Below are 21233 nucleotides of genomic sequence, written 5' to 3'. Positions count from 1 at the left end.
GTCGTGGGATCGCTGGAAGGGCCCACGGCCACCGGGTCCCCCTGTCGAGTCTCCGAGCTTGGGGAGTGGCTGGGGATTTGTCACTGGAGATCTCCTTCATCTGCGGAGTGTGCCCATTCGGCGAAGGTCTGGCCTTCGGCGCGGTCGGCTACGAACTTCCGGACTACCCGCTCTACGTAATCGGGCAGGTCCTCGACGTAAACCTTGAGGCCGCGCACGGTGCGTCCGAGGCCTGCTTCTTCGCGGCTGGACGAAGCCAGCCCGCCGCCCAAGTGAACTTGGAAACCCGGGGTGGGGTCGCCGTCGGGCGTTGGCAACATCATGCCCTTGAGCCCGATGTCCGCGGTCTGGATGCGGGCGCAGGAGTTGGGGCAGCCGTTGATGTGCAGCGACAGCGCATGCGGCAACTGACCGCTGTCCGCGAGGTCGGCCAGGCGGCGTTCCAGTTCGGCGACGGCGGTGGCTGCGGTGACCTTGGTCTCCACGATGGCGAGTTTGCAGAACTCGATGCCGGTGCAGGCGATGGTGCCGCGGCGGAAGACGGACGGGCGGGCGGAGAGGCCCAGGCTGTCCAGATCGGCCACGAGCGGCTCCACTTGATCCTTGGCGACATCCAGCACAACGATCTTCTGGTGCGGAGTGGTGCGGAGGCGGAAGGATCCGCGGGCTTCGAGGGTGTCAGCCAGCTTCACGAGCTGGCTGCCGGAGAGCCGTCCGGCCAAGGGCGTCGCGCCGATGAAGAACTTGCCGTCCTTCTGCTCGTGGATGCCGACGTGGTCGCCCGGCGTCGAGGGCTTGGGCGCTGCGGGGCCGTCGGAAAGCTTGAAGCCGAGGTACTCGTCCTCGAGGATCTGGCGGAACTTCTCGGGACCCCAGTCGGCAAGGAGGAACTTCAGGCGCGCCTTGGTGCGCATGCGGCGGTAACCGTAGTCGCGGAAGATGCTGGTGACGCCGAGCCACACTTCGGCGGCTTCCTCGGGCTTCACGAACGCGCCGAGCCGCTTGGCGAGCATCGGGTTGGTGGAAAGCGCGCCTCCCACCCAGAGGTCATAGCCGACGCCGAGTTCGGGGTGGACCATGCCGACCAGGCCGAAGTCGTTGATCTCGTGGACAACGTCCTGCGAGGGGTGGCCGGTGATGGCGGTCTTGTACTTGCGCGGCAGGTTGGCGAGCTCGGGGTCGCCGATGAAGCGTTCCGCGAGTTCGTGGATCAGCGGCGTGGGATCGATGATCTCGTCCTTGGCGATGCCGGCAACCGGGGAACCCAGGATGACGCGCGGAACGTCGCCGCAAGCCTCGGTGGTGGACAGGCCGACGGATTCGAGGCGGCGCCAGATTTCCGGCACGTCTTCCACGCGGATCCAGTGCAGCTGGATGTTCTGGCGGTCGGTCAGGTCGGCGCTGCCGCGGGCGAAGTCCACGGAGATCTGGCCGATGACGCGCAGCTGCTCGGTGGTGAGCGCGCCGCCGTCGATCCTCACGCGGAGCATGAAGTACTTGTCCTCGAGCTCGTGCGGCTCGAGCGTGGCGGTCTTGCCGCCGTCGATCCCGGGCTTGCGCTGGGTGTAGAGGCCCCACCAGCGGAAGCGACCGTGCAGGTCCGTGCCGTCGATCGAGTCGAAGCCGTGTTTGGAGTAGACAGACTCGATACGCTCACGGACGTTGAGCCCGTTGTCTTCCTGCTTCCAGGTTTCGTTGGCGTTGAGCGGCGCGGTGCCGTCGACTTTCCACTGGCCGTGGGGTTTCGCGGCAGGACGGGCGGTGCGGGCCGGGCGCTTGGGTGCAGCCTCGTCCGCAGACGCTCCGGCTAGAGCTGTATCAGTCATGCATCGACTGTAGGGCTGGCCAGAGAGGCGTAACAAAGGTCCGGGAAACGGAAAGTCACCTAGGGAAACATTTCGTCACGAACCGCCCTCGGGCCTTGTTCACCTTGCCGCGCTGTGCATTCGAAAATCCCGCTCAGGAGCTAGCGGCGACCACCGCGTCGTAGCGTTCCAGGGCGATCTCCGCGAGCACCGGAGAGGGCAGCAGCGGTGCAGTCACGACGTCGGCCCCGGCCTTGGACAGTTGGTCGTGGAAGTAGCCCGTGGCCAGCAGGTATGACGACACGACGACCCGTCCCCCGTCGTCGGTGACTTCCGCGCCGGTGAGTTCGGCGCGTAGGGCCGCGACGCCGTCGGGCACGTTCGGTTCGGCACTGGCGCCATAGGCGACGCGCACCTTGTTCGGCAGCAACTCGGCGAGCTGGCGCGCCTGCTCTTCCGAATCGACGGAACCGTCCGGCAGCGACGAGCCCGCGGCGGCCAGCAGGACGCCGTCGTCGTCAGCCAGGCCCGAATCGCGCAACCGCGCGGCGAGCAGCTCCGCAAGCCGCGGATCCGGCCCCAGCGGCGGCGCCGCGGACACCTCCGGACGGGACTTGATCGCCTTCGGGATGTCCACCTTGACGTGGTAGCCGGTACTGAGCAGCAAGGGAACGACGACGGCGGCCGTGCCTTCCGGGAGGCCGGCCACCACGCCGGACAACTCCGGTTCCTGGACGTCGACGTAGGCCTCAACGACGGTCAGGCCGGGCCGCAAGGCCTCGATCTCGGCCATGACCTGGCGGATAGCGGCTTGCCCTTCGACGTTCCGGGTTCCGTGGGCGCACGCGATCAAGACGGGGCTGTTCATGCGTGCAAGCGTAACGTTGGGCGAGCACGATCGCCCGTCTGTGAACGAAGAATGGAGCTGCATTTGTTCACTTTTGACCTTGCGCTGGTATGGCTGGATCTGGCCGGCGTCTTCTTTTTCGCCGTGTCCGGATCCTTGCTCGCGGCCAAGAAGCAGTTCGACATTATCGGCTCACTTCTCTTGGCTTCGCTCGTGGCCTTGGGCGGCGGTGTCATCCGCGACATCATCATCAATGCCGGCCCGCCCGCGGCGTTCACCAACCCGGTATACCTTGTGCCTCCCCTGTTGGCCGCGATCCTCGTGTACTTCCTGTTTTCGAGCATCCAGCGCTTCACGTCCCTTTTGACCCTGTTCGACGCCGGCGGGCTGGCCCTGTTCTGCATTACGGGCACGCTCAAGGCACTGGGCGCCGGGATGAATCCGGTGGCAGCAATCCTCCTGGGCGTCGCCACGGCCGTGGGCGGCGGCTTGCTCCGGGACATCACGGCGAACGAAATTCCCACCCTCTTCAATGCCCGGGATCTCTACGCCCTGCCGGCCTTCACGGGAGCCGCCCTGACGGCCTTGCTCTGGAACATCGGAACCTTCAACGCGGTGACGGCAGGGGTCGTTGCCGCCTGGGTTTTCGCCTTCCGGGTGGTGGCTTGGCGTCGCGGTTGGCGGGTGCCCCTGGCGGTCCGGGGATGGCACCGCGCCGGGGTCTCCTCGGGCGCCGATTCACGTGGCCGCGATTAGCTAGGATGGGAGCATGACTGACATGTTCCTCGAGAAGTTCCGCGCGCTTGTACCGAAGTATCTCGAGGACGAATGGCAGGAAGAAGACGGGCTGTCCGCCTCTGAGCTGGACGAAGCCCTGTCAGCCCATACGTTCACCATTCCCATGGTGCTGCGCGAGTTCTACCTCGCGCTCGGTGGCTGCGAGGACCTCATGGAGGCCTACCACTACTTCTGGGATCCCGAAGAGCTCGAAGTGGACGACGAGGGCTTCCTCATGTTCCTGGAGGACGAGGAAGAGCAGTTCACGTGGGGCTTCCGCGTAGGCGACCTCGGCGTCCCGGATCCCATCGTGTGGCGCCGCAACAACGCCCGCGGCCAGTGGAAATCAGAAGAAGGCACGTTCTCCGAGTTCGTGTTCGACATGTTCGACTGGGCTTTCAGCGACGAAGAGGACTGAGGGGTTTCTTCAGAGGAGGCCGCGCCTTCCTGCCGGACTACGACGGCGGCACCCGCCCAGGGGCGTATCGCGCCGGGGCGAAGTGGCCGACTTCCCGGTGCCGCAATACGGTCAAGATCTCGTTGACCATCTCTTCAGTACGGTGGACCACGTCCTCGTAGTAATAACGCAACGCCAAGAGCCCACCCCTCATGCTGGCGTTGTCGCGGTATCGATCCTTCTTGACCTGACGCCCCTCAAGATGAGTCCGGCCGTCGAGCTCCACCACTAGGCACTCGGGGCCATTCTCAATTTAAAGAGGTTCAGGAAGGAGCGCAGAAGTCCCGCCAAACTCCGGAAAACCCTTTGACCGGGAAAGTTGCACCCGTGACAAAGTTGTCATATGCTGTAACCGGATTCACTAAATGCCTCCGGTGGATCTGATGCGAACGGAGATTATGGTCCCGGTTCGTTGCAGCGCGTGACTCGTAGCGTTGCAAGGAACCGGGGCCATTGCATTTAAGCCCGTACCCACCCAAGTAGCTAGCAGTAGGTGTCGTTATGACGGGTCAAAACGACAACAACTGCGAGTCAGTTGGGTCCGCGGGGCCGCCAAACTAGCTGGCGCGCTCCACCACGGCGTGAGCGAAGTTCGTGAGCGACTCCTTGACCACGCCTTCCGGCAACGGCTTCAAGGCTTCAATGGCTTCCGCGGACCATTGGCGGGCAATCACCCAGGATTCGGCGGTGACAGGATGCTCGCGCAGCCCGGCGACGGCAAGGGCCAGCGCCTCATCGGAGGACAAATCGCCGTCTACCAGCTTCAAGAGTTCGACGGCGGAGTGGTCACCATTGTCGGCGGCCTTGCGGAGCAGGAGGACAGGCAGCGTTGGAACGCCTTCGCGGAGGTCCGTACCCGGGGACTTGCCGGACTTGACCTTGACGCCGGTGACGTCGATGACATCGTCGGCCAATTGGAAGGCCACGCCGACCTTCTCGCCGTATTCCACCAGTACGTCTTCGAAGGCTTCGTCGGCGCCGGCGAAGATGGCACCGAGCTGACCCGAGGCGGCAACGAGGGAACCTGTCTTGTCGGCGATGACGGAGAGATAGTGCTCCACGGCGTCCTCGCCTTCACGCGGGCCCACGGTTTCGTGCAGCTGCCCGAGGCACAAGCGTTCGAAGGTGCGGGCCTGGATTCCCAGTGCACGCGAACCGAGTTCGGACACCAGGATCGAGGCGCGGGCGAAGATCAGGTCGCCCGTAAGGATGGCCACTGAGTTGCCCCAGACTTCGTGGGCCGTGGGGGCGCCGCGGCGGTAGGGCGCGGAGTCCATCACGTCGTCGTGATAGAGGGTTGCGAGGTGGGTCAGTTCAACCACGACGGCGGCCTGGACCACTTCCGGACGGGATGCGTCGCCGAGGTGGGCGCAGAGGAGGGTCAACAACGGGCGGATGCGCTTGCCGCCGGCTTCCACCAGGTGACGCGACGTTGCGTCAGCCAGGGGGTCCGAGTTGGCAATTGCTTCGCGGAGCTGCTTTTCCACGCGGGCAAGGTTCGTGGTGATGGCAGGACCCAGCTCCACGTCCTTGGCGATAGCCGCAAAACCTGCAGGAAGCTGCAGGCCAGTGGCGATCGCGGTAGTGGTGGGAGCGGGTTCGACAGCGTCCGGCAGGCCGTGCCCGGCATGCGTCCAACTGTGTTCGGCAGAGTGAGTCACGGGTTAACCCTAACTTTTCGCGGAGGAAAGCATTGATTCGGTGCCGACGCGGGTGGAGGCGGCGGTGGATGTGGTGTTGGACGTGGCCGGAACCAGCATCTCGAGGACGCGGATGGCGCGGTCCTCGAAACCCTTGGCAGACGCATCCGTGAGGTTGGCGAGCATCCGCACCACAAAGCGCATCAGCACCGGGATGGGCATGCCTGTCCGTAGCGCGAGTTTCATGACAGCGGGCTTGCCGATGAGGGCAGCAAAGACGCGGCCCAGGGTGAAGTGTGAACCCCACTGGTCCCGCACGTAGTCCGCGTACCTCGAAAGGTGCGCGTCGGCGGCTCTGGAAGTCTCCGTGCCGGATCCCCATCCGGCTGAGCGGGAACGCGAGGACGCGTCGATGATGAACTCGGCCGCAAAGCGGGCGGACTCCATGGCGTAGGAAATGCCCTCGCCGTTGAACGGTGAAACCATGCCGCCGGCGTCGCCCAGGAGCATGAGCCCGGGCGAGTAGTGCGGGGTGCGGTTGAAGCCCATGGGCAGTGCGGCGCCGCGGATCTCCCCCACCTGGTTTTCAGGTGTGAAGCCCCACTCGGACGGCATGCCGGCGGTCCATTCGCGCAGGACCTGTTTGTAGTCGAGTTTGCCGAATTCCTTGGAGGAGTTCAGGATCCCGAGGCCAACGTTGGACGTGCCGTCGCCGACGCCGAACACCCAACCGTAACCGGGCAGCGGCTTGCCGGACTTGCCAAGAGAGCCGGCGCGGGCCCCGCGCCGAGCTTGCGAGGCGCGGGAAGCCGGTGAATCGAGCTCAAGCCAGCCTTCCATCCAGTCGTCGTCGTGACGTGGCGAGGTGAAGTAGGTGCGGACGGCGACGCCGAGCGGGCGGTCGTCGCGCTTATGCATGCCGAGCGACACGGCTGTACGGGTGGAGTTGCCGTCTGCGGCGAGCACGACGTCGGCATGGAAGTCGCGCGTTTCGCCCGTCTTGCGTCCGGACTCGTCGAGCAACGCGGCGCGGGCGCCGATCACCCGTCCGGCGTCGTCGCGCAGGGCTTCGGTGACGCTGTGGCGTTCAAGCACGACGGCGCCTGCCGACTGGGCGTGCCGGGCCAGCTCCTCGTCGAATCCGAGGCGCGTACGGATGAGTCCGTACGTGGGAAAATCGGCGACCTCTGGCCACGGCACTTCAATAGTGCGGCCGCCGGCGATGAGCCTGAGCCCTTTGTTGCGGCGCCATCCCTGGTCCTCGGCGTGCGGGAGGCCGAGCTTCTGGATTTCGCGGACGGCGCGGGGAGTCAGGCCGTCGCCGCAGACCTTCTCACGCGGGAAGGCGGTCTTTTCCAGAACCGTCACGGAAATGCCCGCCTGGGCAAGGTAATACGCGGCGGTGGACCCGGCTGGCCCTGCGCCGACTATCAGTACGTTCACAGCGTCCTTGTTAATAGGCCCGTTAGCGGGACTGATCGCCGGCTTGGCGGCGCGGCTTGATCTGGCGGCGCAGCTTGGCCACGGGGACGCTCTCCCGGTGTTCGGCACCGGGCTTCTGGGCGCGGTGTATAGCCACGATGCCGCCGCTCAGGTTGCGGTAGTTGACGTCGGCCCAGCCGGCTTCCTGCAGCCACGCGGCCAGGTGGTCCTGGTCCGGCCATGCGCGGATGGACTCGGCGAGGTACACATAGGCGTCCGGGTTGGAGGAGACCTTGGTGGCGATGGCGGGCAGTGCGCGCATGAGGTACTCGGTGTACATGGTGCGCCAGAGGGGCACCACCGGGGCCGAGAATTCGGCGATAACCAGGCGTCCACCCGGCTTGGTGACGCGGAACATCTCCGCGAGGGCCTTGTGCGGTTCGTTGACGTTTCGCAGGCCGAAGGAAATGGTGCACGCGTCAAAGGAGTCGTCCGCGAAGGGCAGCTGAGTAGCATCCCCGGCAACGAAGTTGATGTCCGGACGGCGGCGTTTGCCGACCTTCAGCATCCCGAGCGAGAAGTCGCAGGCCACAACATCCACTCCGGCATCGGCATACGGTTCGCTGGACGTGCCGGTACCGGCAGCTAGATCCAGGACCCTTTGGCCTACCCGAACATCCATCGCGTCCACGACGACGCGGCGCCAACGCCGGGTCTGCCCCATGGACAGGACATCGTTGACGACGTCGTATTTGGGGGCGACATCGTCAAACATCGTCGCAACTTCGTCCGGACGCTTTTCCAAGGATGCTCGGTTCACCCTGCAATTGTCTCAGACAAATATGGGAAGAACTTTCGGGGCGCTCCGGCCCGGACGGCTCCCGTTGCCCGCGGGAGTAATGTTGTTCCATCATGACGAGTACGCTCCGCACCTTGACAGTCCCCCTCGATGTTGATTCATCCTCCGGGGGACTGCCGTCATTTCTGGTACGGGACGATGTCCTGTGCTGGTCCCGCCGCGAGAACGGACTGGTGGGCTTTGGCGAACTCGCGCGATTCACCGCTTCCGGGCCCGATCGCTTTCTCGAGGCCGATATTTGGTGGCGCCACCTCGTCATCGAGGCCGACGTCACGGATCCCCTTGAGATCCCCGGCACCGGCCCTGTGGCCTTCGGCTCCTTTGCTTTCTCCAAGGCATCCGACTTTGAATCGCGCTTGATCCTCCCGGAAATTGTTGTCGGGATCCGGGATGGGCAGTCATGGCTCACCCAGTTGACGCTCGACGACGTCGAACTCACCGAGGCGGGCGCCCTCGCCGCCCTCGCACGCTGGCTTAGCTCCGCGGACGGTGACCTTACGGCGGCGGGCGGCTCCGGCGTCGGGCACCCAACTAACTCGCAGTTGTTGTCGTTTAGAAGCCTCATAACGACAACAAATGCGAGCCAGTTGGGGGACGGGAAGGTCACGCTGGAGAGCGGTTCGCTGAGCGAAACCGCCTGGAAGCAGGCCGTGGCCGACGGCGTGGCGGAAATCCGGACCGGAAAGCTGGAGAAGCTGGTCCTCGCCCGCGACATCGTGGCGACGCTGCCCGACGGCGTCAACGCAGCCAAGGTTCTGCGGCAGCTTGCCGGCCGTTACCGCGAATGCTGGACCTACGGCGTCGACGGCTTGGTGGGAGCGACGCCGGAAATGCTCATCCAGGTGGAGGGCCGCACTGCGCAAGCGCGGGTCCTGGCCGGGACGCTCGACCGGCGCGACGCCGAGGGTGTGGACGGTTCCCCCATGGAATACGCCGAACGTGTGCTGGCCGGTTCCGAGAAACAACGGCACGAGCACGAGATCGCCATCCAATCGCTGACCACCCAGCTCGCGCCGTTTTCCGAGGCAATGAACGCCCACAGCGAACCGTTCATCCTGGAGCTGCCCAATGTGTGGCATCTGGCATCTGACGTGAAGGCTGAGCTCGCTGATATTGAGGGACATGTCCCTACGTGCTTGGCCCTGATCAACGCGTTACACCCCACGGCCGCCGTGTGTGGCACGCCTACCTTGGTTGCCGGGGAACTGATCCGGGAGCTTGAGCACATGGATCGCGGGCCTTACGCCGGTCCGGTCGGGTGGCTCGACGCCGCGGGCAACGGCGAATGGGGCATCGCACTTCGCGGCGCGATCATCGAAAGTCCTACGACCGTGCGCCTCTATGCGGGCTGCGGGATCGTTGAAGGCTCCGTTCCCGACGCCGAGCTTGCCGAGACCTGGGCCAAATTCCGGCCGATGCTCGAGTCGCTGGGTATCAGCCGCTAAGAGTCCGAACCCAAGGATTCCGTTCGAAACCTACCCCCGTGGATGTCTGGGGTGCGAGACAATAGCCCTGTTAGGGGTCTTGATTTTTTGCTTGGTAGGTTATCCAATAGTAAAACTTAGTTTTCTGTGACGCACATCTCATGTTCGGCGCTACACTATGAACCGATTAGTTTCGCATCCACTGCAACAAAAGGTAAGAAAATGCAGAAATTCCGTTCGCTCCCGGTCAGTTCGACGCTCAAGGCTGCAACAATCATCGCAATCGGCGCCCTGGCACTGACTGCCTGCACCAACGCCTCAGAGGCGGGCCCGTCGAGCGCCGCCTCGCCTTCCGGCAGTGCCAATGCAAGCTTTGACCCCAGCACCATCACCAAGGACGACACCCTGGCGGCACTGGTCCCCGCGGCCATCAAGTCCAAGGGCACGCTGACCGTTGGCTCGGACACGACCTACGCTCCTGCGGAATTCCTCGGAACCGACGGCCAGACCCCGGTCGGTTACGACGTCGACATCGCCAAGGCGATCGGCGCCACCCTCGGCCTGAAGGTCCAGGTGCAGACCGCCGAATTCACGGGCATCCTCCCCGCCCTCGGCCCCAAGTATGATCTGGGCATCTCGTCCTTCACCATCAACCCCGAGCGTCTCGGCGCCGTCAACATGGTCAGCTACTTCAACGCCGGCACCGCCTGGGCCGTGCAGAAGGGCAACCCGAAGAAGTTCTCGCTGGATGACGTCTGCGGCAAGTCCATCGGCGTGCAGACCGGTACCGTCCAGGAAGACCCGGACCTCTCCGGCCGCAACAAGAAGTGCGCAGCTGACGGCAAGCAGCCGATCAACATCGTCACGCTCAAGAACCAGACCGACGTCACCACCCGGCTCGTCAACGGCAGCATCGATGCCATGGCAGCCGACTCCCCCATCATCGGTTACGCCCTGACCCAGACGAACGGCCAGCTTGAGAGGCTCGGCGACGTTTACGACGCCGCTCCCCAGGGCATCGCTGTTGCCAAGTCGGACACCGCCCTCGCCGATGTCATCCAGAAGACGCTGACCAAGCTCATGTCTGACGGTTCATACAAGAAGATCCTCACTGGCTGGGGCAACGCCGAAGGCGCCATCACCAAGTCCGAGGTCAACCCGGCGGTCAAGTCTTGAGTATTCCCGCCACCGATAACAAATCAGGTGCACAGATGGATCATCATCAACCAGGCCACGCAGCACCCGTGCTGAACGATGCGGTGCCTGTCAGGCATCCTGGCCGTTGGATCAGCGCCATCATCATTGTTGGCGTACTTGCACTGATGGTGCAGAGCGTCATCACGAACCACAACTTCCGTTGGGACGTTGTGGGCACCTACATCCTGGACGTGAAGGTCGTCCAGGGTGTTGGCTGGACGTTGCTCTTGACTGTAGCTTCGATGGTCATTGCGATTGTCCTGGCCATCCTGCTGGCCGTGATGCGCCAGTCCGACAACCCGGTCCTTCGCTACACCAGCTGGGTCTGGGTCTGGTTCTTCCGCGGCACCCCGGTCTACACGCAGTTGGTCTTCTGGGGCCTGATCGCCGTCCTCTACCCCAAAATCAGCGCAGGGGTGCCGTTCGGCCCCGAACTGTTCAGCGTGGACACGAGCACAGTCATTACGGCTCTTGTCGCGGCAATTCTGGGGCTTGGCCTCAACGAATCGGCCTACTTGGCCGAAATCTTCCGTGCCGGCCTGAAGTCCGTGGACAAGGGACAGACCGAAGCCGCCGAAGCCCTGGGCATGGGCAAAGGCAAGATCATGTGGCGCATCATTCTGCCCCAGGCCATGCGCATCATCGTCCCGCCCACCGGCAACGAAACGATCGGCATGCTTAAGACCACCTCCTTGGTCCTGGCGGTCCCCTTCACCCTGGACCTGACCTTCGCGACCAACGCCCTGGCCAACCGGATCTACCTTCCGGTGCCGCTGCTGATCGTGGCAGCCATCTGGTATCTCGTCATCACCAGCCTGCTCATGGTTGGCCAGCATTACATCGAGGCGTACTACGGCAAGGGCGTGGACACCAACCTCGCGCCGGCGGTCATCAACCCCGCAGCCGCCAAGGCTGCCGCAGCCGTGGCACCGAGTGCCGAAGCAGAGCCGTCCTTGAAGATGGACTTCCCGGAGGATGAGGCAAAATGACGATCACAACCCAGAAACCGCTGGTGCGGATCGAAGGCCTCCATAAGTACTTCGGTCCCCACCACGTGCTCCGCGGCATCGACCTGACGGTCAACCAGGGCGAGGTGTCCGTTGTCATCGGCCCGTCCGGTTCCGGCAAGTCAACGATGCTCCGCTGCGTGAACCTGCTGGAAACCATCAGCGCCGGCCGCATTTCCGTCGGCGACCAACTCATTGGTTACCGCGAAGTCAACGGCCGCCTCCACGACCTGAAGGTCAAGGAAATCGCCGCGCAGCGCCGGGAAATCGGCATGGTCTTCCAACGCTTCAACCTGTTCCCGCACAAGACCGCCCTATACAACGTCATGGAAGCCCCCGTGCAGGTCAAGGGCAAGAACAAGGCAGGCGCCAAGAAGGCCGCCCTCGAATTGTTGGACCGGGTGGGCCTGGCCGACCGCGCCAACCACTACCCGGCACAGCTTTCCGGCGGCCAGCAGCAGCGCGTCGCGATTGCCCGGGCCCTGGCCATGGAACCGGAGCTGATGCTCTTCGACGAGCCCACCTCCGCCCTTGACCCGGAGCTCGTGGGCGATGTGCTCAACGTGATGAAGGACCTGGCCAAGTCCGGCATGACCATGATCGTGGTCACCCACGAGATCGGCTTTGCCCGCGAAGTCGGCGACCGCCTGACCTTCATGGACGGAGGTGTGGTGGTGGAATCCGGTGACCCCCGCGAAATCATCGCCAACCCCCAGCACGCCCGCACCAAGGAATTCCTCAGCCGCGTGCTGTAGCCGAACGGGATGTCGACACGCAAAATGCCCGGCGCAGCTGGAATTCCAGCCGCGCCGGGCATTTTGCGCAGCGCCAACCGCCTACGCCCCGAGCAGCACCTGGGACACCGCCGAAGCAACTGCGGCCTTGATGCGCGCGTGCAAGGGACGCAGGCCGGAACGGTCCGTGCGTACTTCGACGATGCTGCGCCCCTTCAAGGGCGAGGCAAGCACGGCGGCGAGCTCCGCCGTCGTACGCACCAAAGTGTGCCCGACGCCGTATGCCGCGGCCAGCGCTGAAATGTCCACGCTGTGGGGGGTGCCGAAGAGGCGGTCGACGGCGGTGCCGTAGCCGCCGTCGTCCTCCACCTTGCCGTGCTCGAGGAGGCCGAATATGCCCCCGCCGGCGTCGTTGAGGACCACGATGCGCAGGTCCGGACCTGGTTCGCCGGCTCCGAGGAACAGGCCCCCGGCGTCGTGCAGGAAGGTGATGTCGCCCAGGAGGAGGGTGGTTTCGCGGCCCGCGCCGAGGGCGATTCCCGTGGCCGTGGAGATCGTGCCGTCGATGCCGGCGAGGCCGCGGTTCGCGAACACCGTGGCGAGGGGCTCGGGGCTGGGCTGTCCGGCAAGGTCGACGTCGCGGATGCCGTTGGAGGAGCCCAGGACCAGCTGCCCCCGAGTGTGTTTCCAGACGGTGGCTCCCACGGCGGGTCCGTTGGCTTCACGCTCGGCCTCGAGGACGCCGTCGAGCGCGTGTTGGGCCGCGGCACCGGCCAGGAGCCACGCGTCGAGCCACTCGGCCGAGCCCCGGCCAGCGAACGCCGCCAACTCAGTCAGCGAATCAAAGCGTTCCTCGCTGCGCCGGCCGTGCTCGTACCAGGCCACAGGAACGGGCTCGTACATGGCGGCGCGAAGGTCTCCCCGGGCCAACAGAGACGCGACGGGCCTCGACAGCGTAGGCCGTCCGAAGACCACCACCCGCTCGATCGGCAGCGCAGAGCCACGCCCGAAGTTGTCCAGCATGAGGCGGTACGGCCCCACCGCGTTGGGACCGAAGCGCGCGTTGGACGACGGCTCGGCGAGCAACGGAAGACCGTGGGCGCGGGCGAAAGCCTCGGCGACCGGACCGGCATCGTGCCCCGCCAAGACCACCGTCCGCCGTTCCGTCAGCTCGACAGGAGCGGGGGGCATGCTCAGTGGTTGGGGACCGGAGTCGTAGTGGAAAACTCCGTGGCCCTTGGCGGCGGGCAGCGCCTCGCCTGGTTCCGGAACCAGTGGCTCGCGGAACGCCAGGTTGAGCTGCACCGGCCCGGGAGGCGTGTCCTCGAGGGCGCCCGTTGCCGCGTAGATGGCGGTCTCGACGGCCCTCCGCGGGTTGCTGCCAGCGGCGATGTCGACAGCGAAACGAACGTGTTCGCCGAAGAGGTCCAGTTGGATGGTGGTCTGGTTGGCGCCGGTACCGTGCAGCTCGGCCGGGCGATCGGCCGAAAGGACCACGAGCGGCACGGCGGCGTGGTTGGCCTCCATGACCGCTGGCAAGAGATTCCCGACGGCGGTGCCTGAGGTGGTGAGGACGGCCGCCGGGGCCCCTGTCGACAGGGCCAAGCCGAGGGCAGTGAACCCGGCCGAGCGTTCGTCGATCCGGACCAAGAGCTGGACATTCCCGGCCGCTTCGGCCTCGGCCAGAGCGTACGCCATCGGTGCCGAGCGCGAACCGGGAGAGACCACCACGTGCCGCACACCGCCGTCGAGCAACGCCTTAACGGCGATCCGGGCAGCGGCGAGGGAGCTCAGGGAGCCTTGCGAAGTCACCGCACCAGTCTATTAGCGGCGCCTCCTTCCCAACGCTCGCTCACCTATCGGGCCAAAGCCCAAACGCCCGCTCACCTATGCAGGCATGGGTGAGCGAGCGTTTCCCGAAAAGGGCCTAAAGGTGAGCGAGCGTTTCCCGAAAAGGGCCTAAAGGTGAGCGAGCGTTTCCCCGGAAGGTCAGCCGTCCTTGCGGAACACCTGCACGATCGACGGACGCGGGGCGCGGACCTGGCCGGCGGCAGGGGCGGCTCCGGCGCCCACGTAGTCCGGGAAGTACGAGTGCGGAGCGTCGAAGGAGCCTTCCTCGCCCGGGTGCTGCACGGCGACGAATACTGTCCGTTCGTCGTCGTGGACTATCGGTCCGCAGGTCTCGGCGTCGCGCGGTACGGCGAGGAACTGCTCCACCTTGCCGCGTTCGCTGCCAGCCAGGGTGACCTTGAACAGGCCGTCCGCATACCCGATCGACGACGGCGCGCCGTCAGTCGCGATCCACATGTTGCCTGCCGAGTCGAAGGCCACGTTGTCCGGGCAGGAAATGGGCGAGACCTTGTCCACGGGGAAGCCGGAGAAGTATATGGAGGAGTTCTTGGCCGGATCTCCACAAACCATCAGGAGGGTCCAGTTGAAGCGTGTCGAGGTCTGGTCGCCGGTCTCAGTAATTTCGACGATATGGCCGTCCCGGTTGAGCGTGCGCGGGTTGACCTCGGTGGCGCCTTCCTTGCCGGGCTTGCCGCGGTCCGAGTTGTTCGTGCAGACCACGTAGACCTTGCCGGTCGCCAGGTTCGGCTGGACGTCTTCGCAACGGTCCATCTTCGTGGGGCCGACCTTGTCCGCGGCGAGGCGGGTGTAGACCAGCACCTCGGGGACGGACATGCCCGGAACTGCGGAGGCGCCGTCGACCACCAAGGGAAGCCACTCGCCGGAACCGTCGAACGCCCCGTCAGAGGGAAGCGCACCGTTGCCGGTGATTTCAGATGCGGGAGAGTCTCCGGTGAACTTGGCGACGTAGAGATCTCCTTCGGAGAGAAGGTTCATGTTGTTCCGGCGTGCCGCGGCCGAGTCGCCGGACATGTACTTGCCCTTGGAGACGAACTTGTAGAGGTAGTCGAAGCGCTCGTCGTCGCCCATGTAAGCCACGACATGGCCGGAGGCGGCGACAATCACATTGGCGCCTTCGTGCTTGAAGCGGCCCATCGCGGAGTGCTTTTTGGGTGTGGAGGAGGGGTCGAACGGGTCGACTTCGACGATCCAGCCAAAGCGGTTGGTCTCGTTGGCGTAACCGGCGTTGTTGGTGTTGAAACGCGGTTCGTCGAGTTCCCACTGACGGGCAGTTGGCTTGTTCGTGAGGCCGTAGCGCTTGTCGCTTGCCGAAGTTCCCGGAGCCACGAAGTAGCCGTTGAAGTTTTCCTCGCCAGAGAGGATGGTGCCCCAGGGAGTGGTGCCGCCGGAGCAGTTGCCCAGGGTGCCCTTGATCTTCCGGCCGGAGGGGTCGTCGATGGTCTTGACGAGGTCCGTGCCCGCGGCCGGGCCGGTGAGCTCGTAGGTGGTGTCGGTGAGGAAGCGGCGGTTCAGCTTGGCACCCTTGACGTAGTTCCACGGCTTGTTCTTGTTCTTGCGCTCGAGTTCAACAACCGTGAGTCCGTGTGCTGCACGCCCGATCGCGCGCGCCTCCGCAGCCGCAAAAGTGGCCGGGAACATGATGTTCTCGTTGGTGTACTCGTGGTTGGTGAACAGTACGGCACGGCGGTCCTTGGAATCCGCGATGGGCAGGATGTCCGTGTAGTCGTTGTTGTAGCCGAACTGGCGGGCCTGCGCGGCTGCGGTCTGGCCGTTCAGCTGGAAGGCCAGCGAGTCGGCAAAGAGCGGATCGCCCCAACGGATGATCGGCTGCCACGCGAAGCCTTCCGGCACGGTGAAGGCGTCAACCGTGTAGTCGACCGGCTTGATCGGGGTGAACTTGAGCTTGGCCTTGTCGAAGCCCGTCTTTGCCGCCTCGGACAGGCCTACGCCGCCGGCTTCGGGAACGGCCTTTTCAGCGGAGCCGAGCCCGCCCAGTACGACGGCGAGCGCACCGACGGCGCCGAAGCCCAGGGCGGCGCGGCGGGACACGGCTGCGGAGGCGATGTCGCGGAAGTAGGCGTTGGAGCTCGTGTTGCACACCTCGCCCGAGCAAGCGTTGTCGCACTTCAGGGCGCACGTCACGGGGCTGCGCTTACCCTTCGTATGGCCGAGCATGGGGAGCAAGCCGAACTTGCGCGCGGTTGATTCAGACATGGGAAATACCTCCGGGGATTGAGTGATTTCCCCACCCTTGCAGCGCTATCGGAATCCGAGAGGACACTATGGTTAAGTTCCGGTGAACTCCCAGCGTTTTCACAGCAATCTATGCGTGCAGGAGCGCGTGCACGCGGCGGAGCCGGTCCAGCCACCAGTCGCGACGTTCAGCGGGAGCCGCATACTGCTCCAGCAGCCCCTCATCGGCAACGGCCTCGCGGACGCGGATGGCGCCGTCGTCGGGCACTAACGGATCCTGCGTGATGTCCGACGCGAACAGCCGCACGGTCCCCAGCCCGCACGCGTACGGCAGCTCGGGCAGCGCGGCGGCGAGCGCGAGACCCGCGCGGATCCCCACCGAGGTGTCCAGCGCCGAGCTCACGACGGCGGGAAGCCCGGCTTGCGCCACAATGTCCAGCGCGCGCCGCACTCCCCCAAGCGGCGCCACCTTGACCACGATCAGGTCAGCCGCGCCAGCGCGTGCCACCTTGAGAGGATCGTCTTCCTTGCGCACGGATTCGTCGGCGGCGATGAGCACTGGCGTTCCCTGCCGGGCGAGCCGTCGGCGGACTTCGGCGAGGCCCTCGATGTGCGGCACAGGTTGCTCGGCGTATTCGAGCCCGACGGCGGACAGTCGCCCGAGTGCCTCAACCGCCTGCGGCACATCCCAGCCTGCGTTCGCGTCCACACGGATCGCGGCGTCCGGCAGGGCGTCCCTAACTGCGGTGACGCGCGCGACGTCGTCGGCCAGTTCCTGCCCGCGCTCGGCGACCTTGACCTTGACGGCGTCCACCCGGCCGAAGCGCTCCAGCACCTCGGGCACCCGGGCGGCAGGGACGGCGGGGACGGTTGCGTTGACGGGAATGGTGTCCCTCAGTTGCGGTGGAAAACCTTGCCATGCGGCTTCGACGGCGGCGGCTAGCCAGCGGGAAGCCTCAGCGTCGCCGTACTCGGGGAACGGACAAAACTCGCCCCAACCGGCCGGGCCTCGGAACAGGAGGGTCTCACGCTCGGTAATGCCCCGGAACTTGACCCGCATCGGCAGGCTCACCACTTTGGCGGTGGCAAGGAGCTCGTCGAGGGTGGGGAATGGAGGCATGGTTTCACTGTAGCGTGGGGCGGCGGCTGGACCGGGGCGCCGCTGGGCGTGGGGCCGCCGCCGCCCGGCCGGCTGAGGCGCGTGGCCGGCTGAGGCGCGTGGCCGGCTGAGGCGCCCAGCTAGGCCGGGGCGCCGGCTGGAGTCGTCGGCTGCTTTGTGGCGGGAGCGCCTGGCACTTGATCGCCGGCATGGTCAACGATCGCATTGACGTAACTGCTGAGCTCCCGGATGACCGCGTCCGTGGGCTGCGCATCCGGTATCGGGTGGACCCCCGTGACGAACAGGTTTCCGCTCATGGTGACCATGCGAAGCACATGGATCGGCGACCCTGCACCCGTGATGGTGGTGACGTAGGTGAACGACTTCGAGCCGTGAAGATCCATATTCAACCGCGTCAGGGACGAGTGCACGTTTTGATTCCCCGAGCTAATAGTCACCTCGGTGCAATATCCAAGAACTTTGTCGATGCTGTACATGCCCTGCCAAAAATAGCCGGAGTCATCGGATGACGCCATGATGACGGACATATTCGCCTGGGGCCCCAGCACCGCGGCCGCCGTCGGGATTCTGTAGTCGACCAACTCTCCTGCTTTCAGGAGGTCCCGGCATTTGGCGGGATCGGTGGTCATGTCGGCGGGCCCGACTGCCATCGAATCCTGCAAGTCCTGAATCGCTGCCTCATCGATGAGGCGCGACATCACGCCGTCCGGAGCACGGAGGTTGCCGAGCAACGCCTGCAGCTCCTGCGACGATTGGACCCGCATTTGGGCGCTACCGCTTGTGCTGGGTGTCGCGGATGGCTTGGAGCTCGGAGGGGCGGAGGACGTCCCGGCTTGGGCAAGCGGCCTGGCGGCAGTTACATCGAACACGCACGCGTTGAGACTCAACGCCACCGCCGCTGTCAGCACGATCGTAGCCACTCGGCGCAAAGGAAAAATCGGACCCACCCCCATAGATCAGAAACACCGGTACTGCCCGGCACGCCCAACGATACCGCTTGCGTGGGTGCTGGAAAGGTGCATATCTGCAGGAGCGTCCGGCTGACACACCGGCCCCCCACAGACGCCCGCTCACTTTTGGGGCGTTTTCCGCCGACGCTCGCTCACATGATGTGAGCGAGCGTCCGACAGGAAGGCCATATATGTGAGCGAGCGTCGGGCTGGGGAACGCGGGAAACAGGCACCGCACCACCTCCTCACACGCGTTAGGTAGAATGCAGCAAGAAACGGAACCACAGCCGGAGGAGCCCGCATGCAGCGCAAGGCCACAGCACTCGACGTCGCCAAACGGGCAGGCGTCTCGCGGAGTGCGGTGTCGCTGGTGCTCAACGGCCGGGGAGACGGCAACGTCGCCAAGGAAAGCCAGGACCGTATCCGGCAGGCCGCCGCGGACCTCAAATACTCCCCCAATGCCATCGCCCTGAGCCTGCGGAACCAGCGCACGCGCGTGATCGGCATCGTGTCGGACGAGGTGGTGGTGAGCCCCTTTGACGGCAACATCATCGGTGGCGCCGACGATGTCGCCCGAGCCCACGGCTTTGTCACCGTCGTCATGGACACCGAGCGCGATGCCTCCCGTGACGAGAGCGCCGTCGAGACCCTGCTGGACCGGCAGGTGGACGGGCTGATGTACGTCACGGTCGGCTTGAAGCCGCTCGACGTACCCCATGGCATGCTTCGGGTCCCCTCCGTGCTCGCCAACTGCTACGACAGCAGCCCCGCCCCGAAGCTGCACCACGTGATCCCGGACGAGGTTTCGGGCGGTCGGGAAGCCACCGAACACTTGCTGCAGCTGGGCCATCGCGATATCGCGTTCCTCGCCGGCGCCGCCACGTCTCCCGCTGTGCCCTTGCGCATCACGGGACATCGAGAAGCAATGGCCAAGGCCGCCATCCCCGTTCGCGAGGACCGCGTGTTCATGGCCGGTTGGGACATCAACGACGGTTTCCACGGCGCCATGGGACTGCTCTCCGCCAACGAGCGGCCGACGGCGATTGTGTGCGCCAACGACCGACTCGCCATCGGTGTCGCCCTGGCTGCGGCGCGGCTGGGCCTCGCCGTCCCGCGCGACCTCTCGATCATCGGTTACGACGACGAATTCCGCATCGCGGCCACCATGGTCCCCGCGCTCACCACCATAGCGCTTCCCCTACGGGAAATGGGCGCGGCCGCGATGAGCATGCTGTTGGAGCAGATTGAGGACCCGGGGCGGACCCAGCGGCCCGCTGCGGGAGGCGGCACCGGCTTGGAAACCATGGTTCCCTGCCGTTTGGTGGTCCGTGAGTCCACCGGGCCCGTTCCCGCCCGCTAGATCCGACCACTTTTGGCCGGGCCGCCGCCCAGGAATCCGCGGAAATACGGGGATCCCGGACTGCGATTCCGGCCAAAAGTGGTCAAAAGTTGAGTGCCCGACGGCGGCCTGCCGCCTATTCCGGCAGCTTCAGTTCCCAGACGTCCGCCGCCGCACCTTCGGGAAGCTCAAGGATCCATTCCTCGCCCAAGGCGGGATAGGCACGGAGTGTTGTGGCCACCGAGCCCTTCCGGTACACCTCCACCAGGGAAGCATCGACGAAGATGCGGAGTTCCTCGTCCTCGGACAACGCCCCCGCAAACACGACTTGGCGTTCCGCGCCGGAGGCCAGGACCAGCCGAACCTCGCCGGTTCCACCGACAGTCCCAGCCTTCACAACAGCCTCGGCAAACGGCGGCAAGGCAACGGACCCGGACGCCAGGCCCGCACGCACTGCAGCCCGATACGCCTCGACCTCCGGGGCAGGAGCAACCACCAATGCACCGTCCTCAACCGAGAGGAAGCGCGGGTGGGTTAATACCCCCGCCCAGCCTGCGGCGTCGATCTCGTCTTGCGAACGGCCACGTCGGCCATCACGGCCCGGGCCTTCGTTGGCCCATCCCCACAGCAGGGCCCGCGGCGTCGACCCCGGCCCGGACGCAGAATCCAGCTGAACAATCTGGGGAGCATAGAAGTCCCGGCCAAGGTCGGACCTGCCGCCGGAACGCGGAACGAACACCGGCAGCCCCGTGGACGGGTCCTCGGCGAGCGAGCCGATCAGGTGGCCCACTCCGTTGGCATGCTCATGGTCGTCACCGGAGAGCCACAGGGAGAACATCATGACCCAGGTTTCGGCCCCGTCGGTGGGCACGCCGTCCGTGAGCACGCCGTCGGAAGGCACTTGAACCAGTTGCGGGCACTCCCAGATTTCGGCCGGAGTGTGGGTGGATGCCACGGGGTTTTCGGTGGTCAGCCAAATGCCGTGGTACTTCCAGTCGGACATGTCCTCCACCGTGTACAGGAGCAGAGCAGCATGTCCATTGGCCAGCCCGGCGCCCTGCATGGCGTAGCGCTTGCCGTTGAAGTGGAAGATGAAGGGGTCGCGCACGGCCGTGACCAAGCCATCGTCCGGCATGGAAGCGGCAATGTGGCCATCCTGTTCCCAGGTCACCAGGTCCGCGGAGCCCCGGGAAATCACCACTTGCGAGTGCCCACCGTCGCCCCGCACGCCGGAGTATGCAGCGGTGGGGACACCGCCGTCGTCGGTCACCACACCGGTCCAGCAACCGAACTCATCCGGTCCGCCGTCCTGCGGGCGGAGCGCGACCGGGTGCTCATCCCAGTGGACCAGGTCCGGAGAGCTGACGTGCCCCCACTGGATCCGGTGGTGCCTTGCCGATTCCGGGTTGAACTGGAAGAACACGTGGTAGCGGCCGTTGATGTAGCTGATGCCGTTGGGGTCGTTGATCCAGCCTTGCGCCGGGCGGGGGTGGAAGCGCGGGAAAGCCGGGTCCGGGTGGGTGGCCGCCGCCGCAAGTGCCGGGGCGGAGGATATGAGGTCCGTCATCGAAGTCCTTTCAGGGAAGTAGA

Annotated in this window: 18 protein-coding genes; 7 read left to right on the top strand and 11 right to left on the bottom strand. The window is 65.4% G+C overall.

The window, feature by feature from the left end; genetic code table 11:
• Positions 1-80: 80 nt before the first annotated feature.
• Positions 81-1826, bottom strand: a complete 1746-nt coding sequence (locus tag AB4Z38_RS18125) for a nitrite/sulfite reductase (RefSeq protein ID WP_441430988.1) — start codon at positions 1824-1826, stop codon at positions 81-83.
• Between the two features lie 133 nt (positions 1827-1959).
• Positions 1960-2673 carry a sirohydrochlorin chelatase gene (locus tag AB4Z38_RS18120; protein ID WP_441430987.1) on the bottom strand — a complete coding sequence of 238 codons (714 nt, stop codon included), beginning with the start codon at positions 2671-2673 and terminating at the stop codon, positions 1960-1962.
• A gap of 63 nt (positions 2674-2736) precedes the next feature.
• Between AB4Z38_RS18120 and AB4Z38_RS18115 the strand changes: the two genes are divergently transcribed.
• On the top strand, positions 2737-3408 hold the full coding sequence (locus tag AB4Z38_RS18115; RefSeq protein WP_441430986.1) for a trimeric intracellular cation channel family protein: 672 nt from the start codon (positions 2737-2739) through the stop codon (positions 3406-3408).
• 13 nt (positions 3409-3421) lie between these two features.
• On the top strand, positions 3422-3847 hold the full coding sequence (locus AB4Z38_RS18110) for a hypothetical protein (RefSeq protein WP_441430985.1): 426 nt from the start codon (positions 3422-3424) through the stop codon (positions 3845-3847).
• 37 nt (positions 3848-3884) lie between these two features.
• Here the strand turns inward: AB4Z38_RS18110 and AB4Z38_RS18105 are convergent, their stop codons facing one another.
• The 4 genes from AB4Z38_RS18105 to AB4Z38_RS18090 form a co-directional block, all read right to left on the bottom strand.
• Positions 3885-4112 (bottom strand): DUF559 domain-containing protein, encoded by a 228-nt coding sequence (locus AB4Z38_RS18105; protein ID WP_441430996.1) that lies wholly within the window; start codon positions 4110-4112, stop codon positions 3885-3887.
• A 331-nt stretch (positions 4113-4443) separates the two neighbouring features.
• On the bottom strand, positions 4444-5547 hold the full coding sequence (locus tag AB4Z38_RS18100; RefSeq protein WP_441430984.1) for a polyprenyl synthetase family protein: 1104 nt from the start codon (positions 5545-5547) through the stop codon (positions 4444-4446).
• Positions 5548-5556: 9 nt separating this feature from the next.
• A complete protein-coding gene (locus AB4Z38_RS18095) occupies positions 5557-6969 on the bottom strand; it encodes a geranylgeranyl reductase family protein (protein WP_441430983.1) in 1413 nt (470 codons plus the stop codon).
• Between the two features lie 22 nt (positions 6970-6991).
• The gene (locus AB4Z38_RS18090; protein WP_441430982.1) at positions 6992-7768 is read right to left on the bottom strand and encodes a demethylmenaquinone methyltransferase; all 777 of its coding nucleotides are present in this window, start codon (positions 7766-7768) and stop codon (positions 6992-6994) included.
• 92 nt (positions 7769-7860) lie between these two features.
• Here AB4Z38_RS18090 and AB4Z38_RS18085 point away from each other — a divergent pair, with 92 nt between their 5' ends.
• From AB4Z38_RS18085 to AB4Z38_RS18070, 4 genes are all read left to right on the top strand, one after another.
• Positions 7861-9252 carry an isochorismate synthase gene (locus AB4Z38_RS18085; protein WP_441430981.1) on the top strand — a complete coding sequence of 464 codons (1392 nt, stop codon included), beginning with the start codon at positions 7861-7863 and terminating at the stop codon, positions 9250-9252.
• Positions 9253-9453: 201 nt separating this feature from the next.
• Positions 9454-10407 carry an ABC transporter substrate-binding protein gene (locus AB4Z38_RS18080; protein ID WP_284984889.1) on the top strand — a complete coding sequence of 318 codons (954 nt, stop codon included), beginning with the start codon at positions 9454-9456 and terminating at the stop codon, positions 10405-10407.
• A gap of 35 nt (positions 10408-10442) precedes the next feature.
• On the top strand, positions 10443-11417 hold the full coding sequence (locus tag AB4Z38_RS18075) for an amino acid ABC transporter permease (RefSeq protein ID WP_234748933.1): 975 nt from the start codon (positions 10443-10445) through the stop codon (positions 11415-11417).
• Positions 11414-12190: an amino acid ABC transporter ATP-binding protein gene (locus tag AB4Z38_RS18070; RefSeq protein WP_441430980.1), complete on the top strand. Its 777-nt coding sequence runs from the start codon at positions 11414-11416 to the stop codon at positions 12188-12190. The genes AB4Z38_RS18075 and AB4Z38_RS18070 overlap by 4 nt, the downstream gene beginning before the upstream one ends.
• Before the next feature lie 81 nt (positions 12191-12271).
• Here the strand turns inward: AB4Z38_RS18070 and menD are convergent, their stop codons facing one another.
• The 4 genes from menD to AB4Z38_RS18050 all read right to left on the bottom strand — a co-directional run bounded on the left by menD (position 12272) and on the right by AB4Z38_RS18050 (position 18262).
• Positions 12272-13981, bottom strand: coding sequence for a 2-succinyl-5-enolpyruvyl-6-hydroxy-3-cyclohexene-1-carboxylic-acid synthase (gene menD, locus AB4Z38_RS18065; protein ID WP_441430979.1), 1710 nt, complete (start codon positions 13979-13981; stop codon positions 12272-12274).
• Positions 13982-14158: 177 nt separating this feature from the next.
• Positions 14159-16255: a PhoX family protein gene (locus AB4Z38_RS18060; protein WP_441430978.1), complete on the bottom strand. Its 2097-nt coding sequence runs from the start codon at positions 16253-16255 to the stop codon at positions 14159-14161.
• A gap of 109 nt (positions 16256-16364) precedes the next feature.
• Complete coding sequence (locus tag AB4Z38_RS18055; RefSeq protein WP_441430977.1) at positions 16365-17354, bottom strand: o-succinylbenzoate synthase; 990 nt, start codon at positions 17352-17354, stop codon at positions 16365-16367.
• Positions 17355-17473: 119 nt separating this feature from the next.
• Entirely contained in the window at positions 17474-18262 is a 789-nt protein-coding gene (locus AB4Z38_RS18050; protein ID WP_441430976.1) for a hypothetical protein, read from the bottom strand.
• A gap of 343 nt (positions 18263-18605) precedes the next feature.
• Between AB4Z38_RS18050 and AB4Z38_RS18045 the strand changes: the two genes are divergently transcribed.
• The gene (locus tag AB4Z38_RS18045) at positions 18606-19664 is read left to right on the top strand and encodes a LacI family DNA-binding transcriptional regulator (RefSeq protein ID WP_441430975.1); all 1059 of its coding nucleotides are present in this window, start codon (positions 18606-18608) and stop codon (positions 19662-19664) included.
• 115 nt (positions 19665-19779) lie between these two features.
• Here the strand turns inward: AB4Z38_RS18045 and AB4Z38_RS18040 are convergent, their stop codons facing one another.
• The gene (locus tag AB4Z38_RS18040; protein WP_441430974.1) at positions 19780-21210 is read right to left on the bottom strand and encodes a glycoside hydrolase family 32 protein; all 1431 of its coding nucleotides are present in this window, start codon (positions 21208-21210) and stop codon (positions 19780-19782) included.
• Between the last annotated feature and the right edge of the window lie 23 nt (positions 21211-21233).

The sequence above is a fragment of the Arthrobacter sp. 2RAF6 genome (assembly GCF_052115205.1).
Taxonomy (GTDB): Bacteria; Actinomycetota; Actinomycetes; order Actinomycetales; family Micrococcaceae; genus Arthrobacter.
Note: the sequence above shows the minus strand (reverse complement) of the source record. Positions and strands in the feature narration are given on the sequence as shown.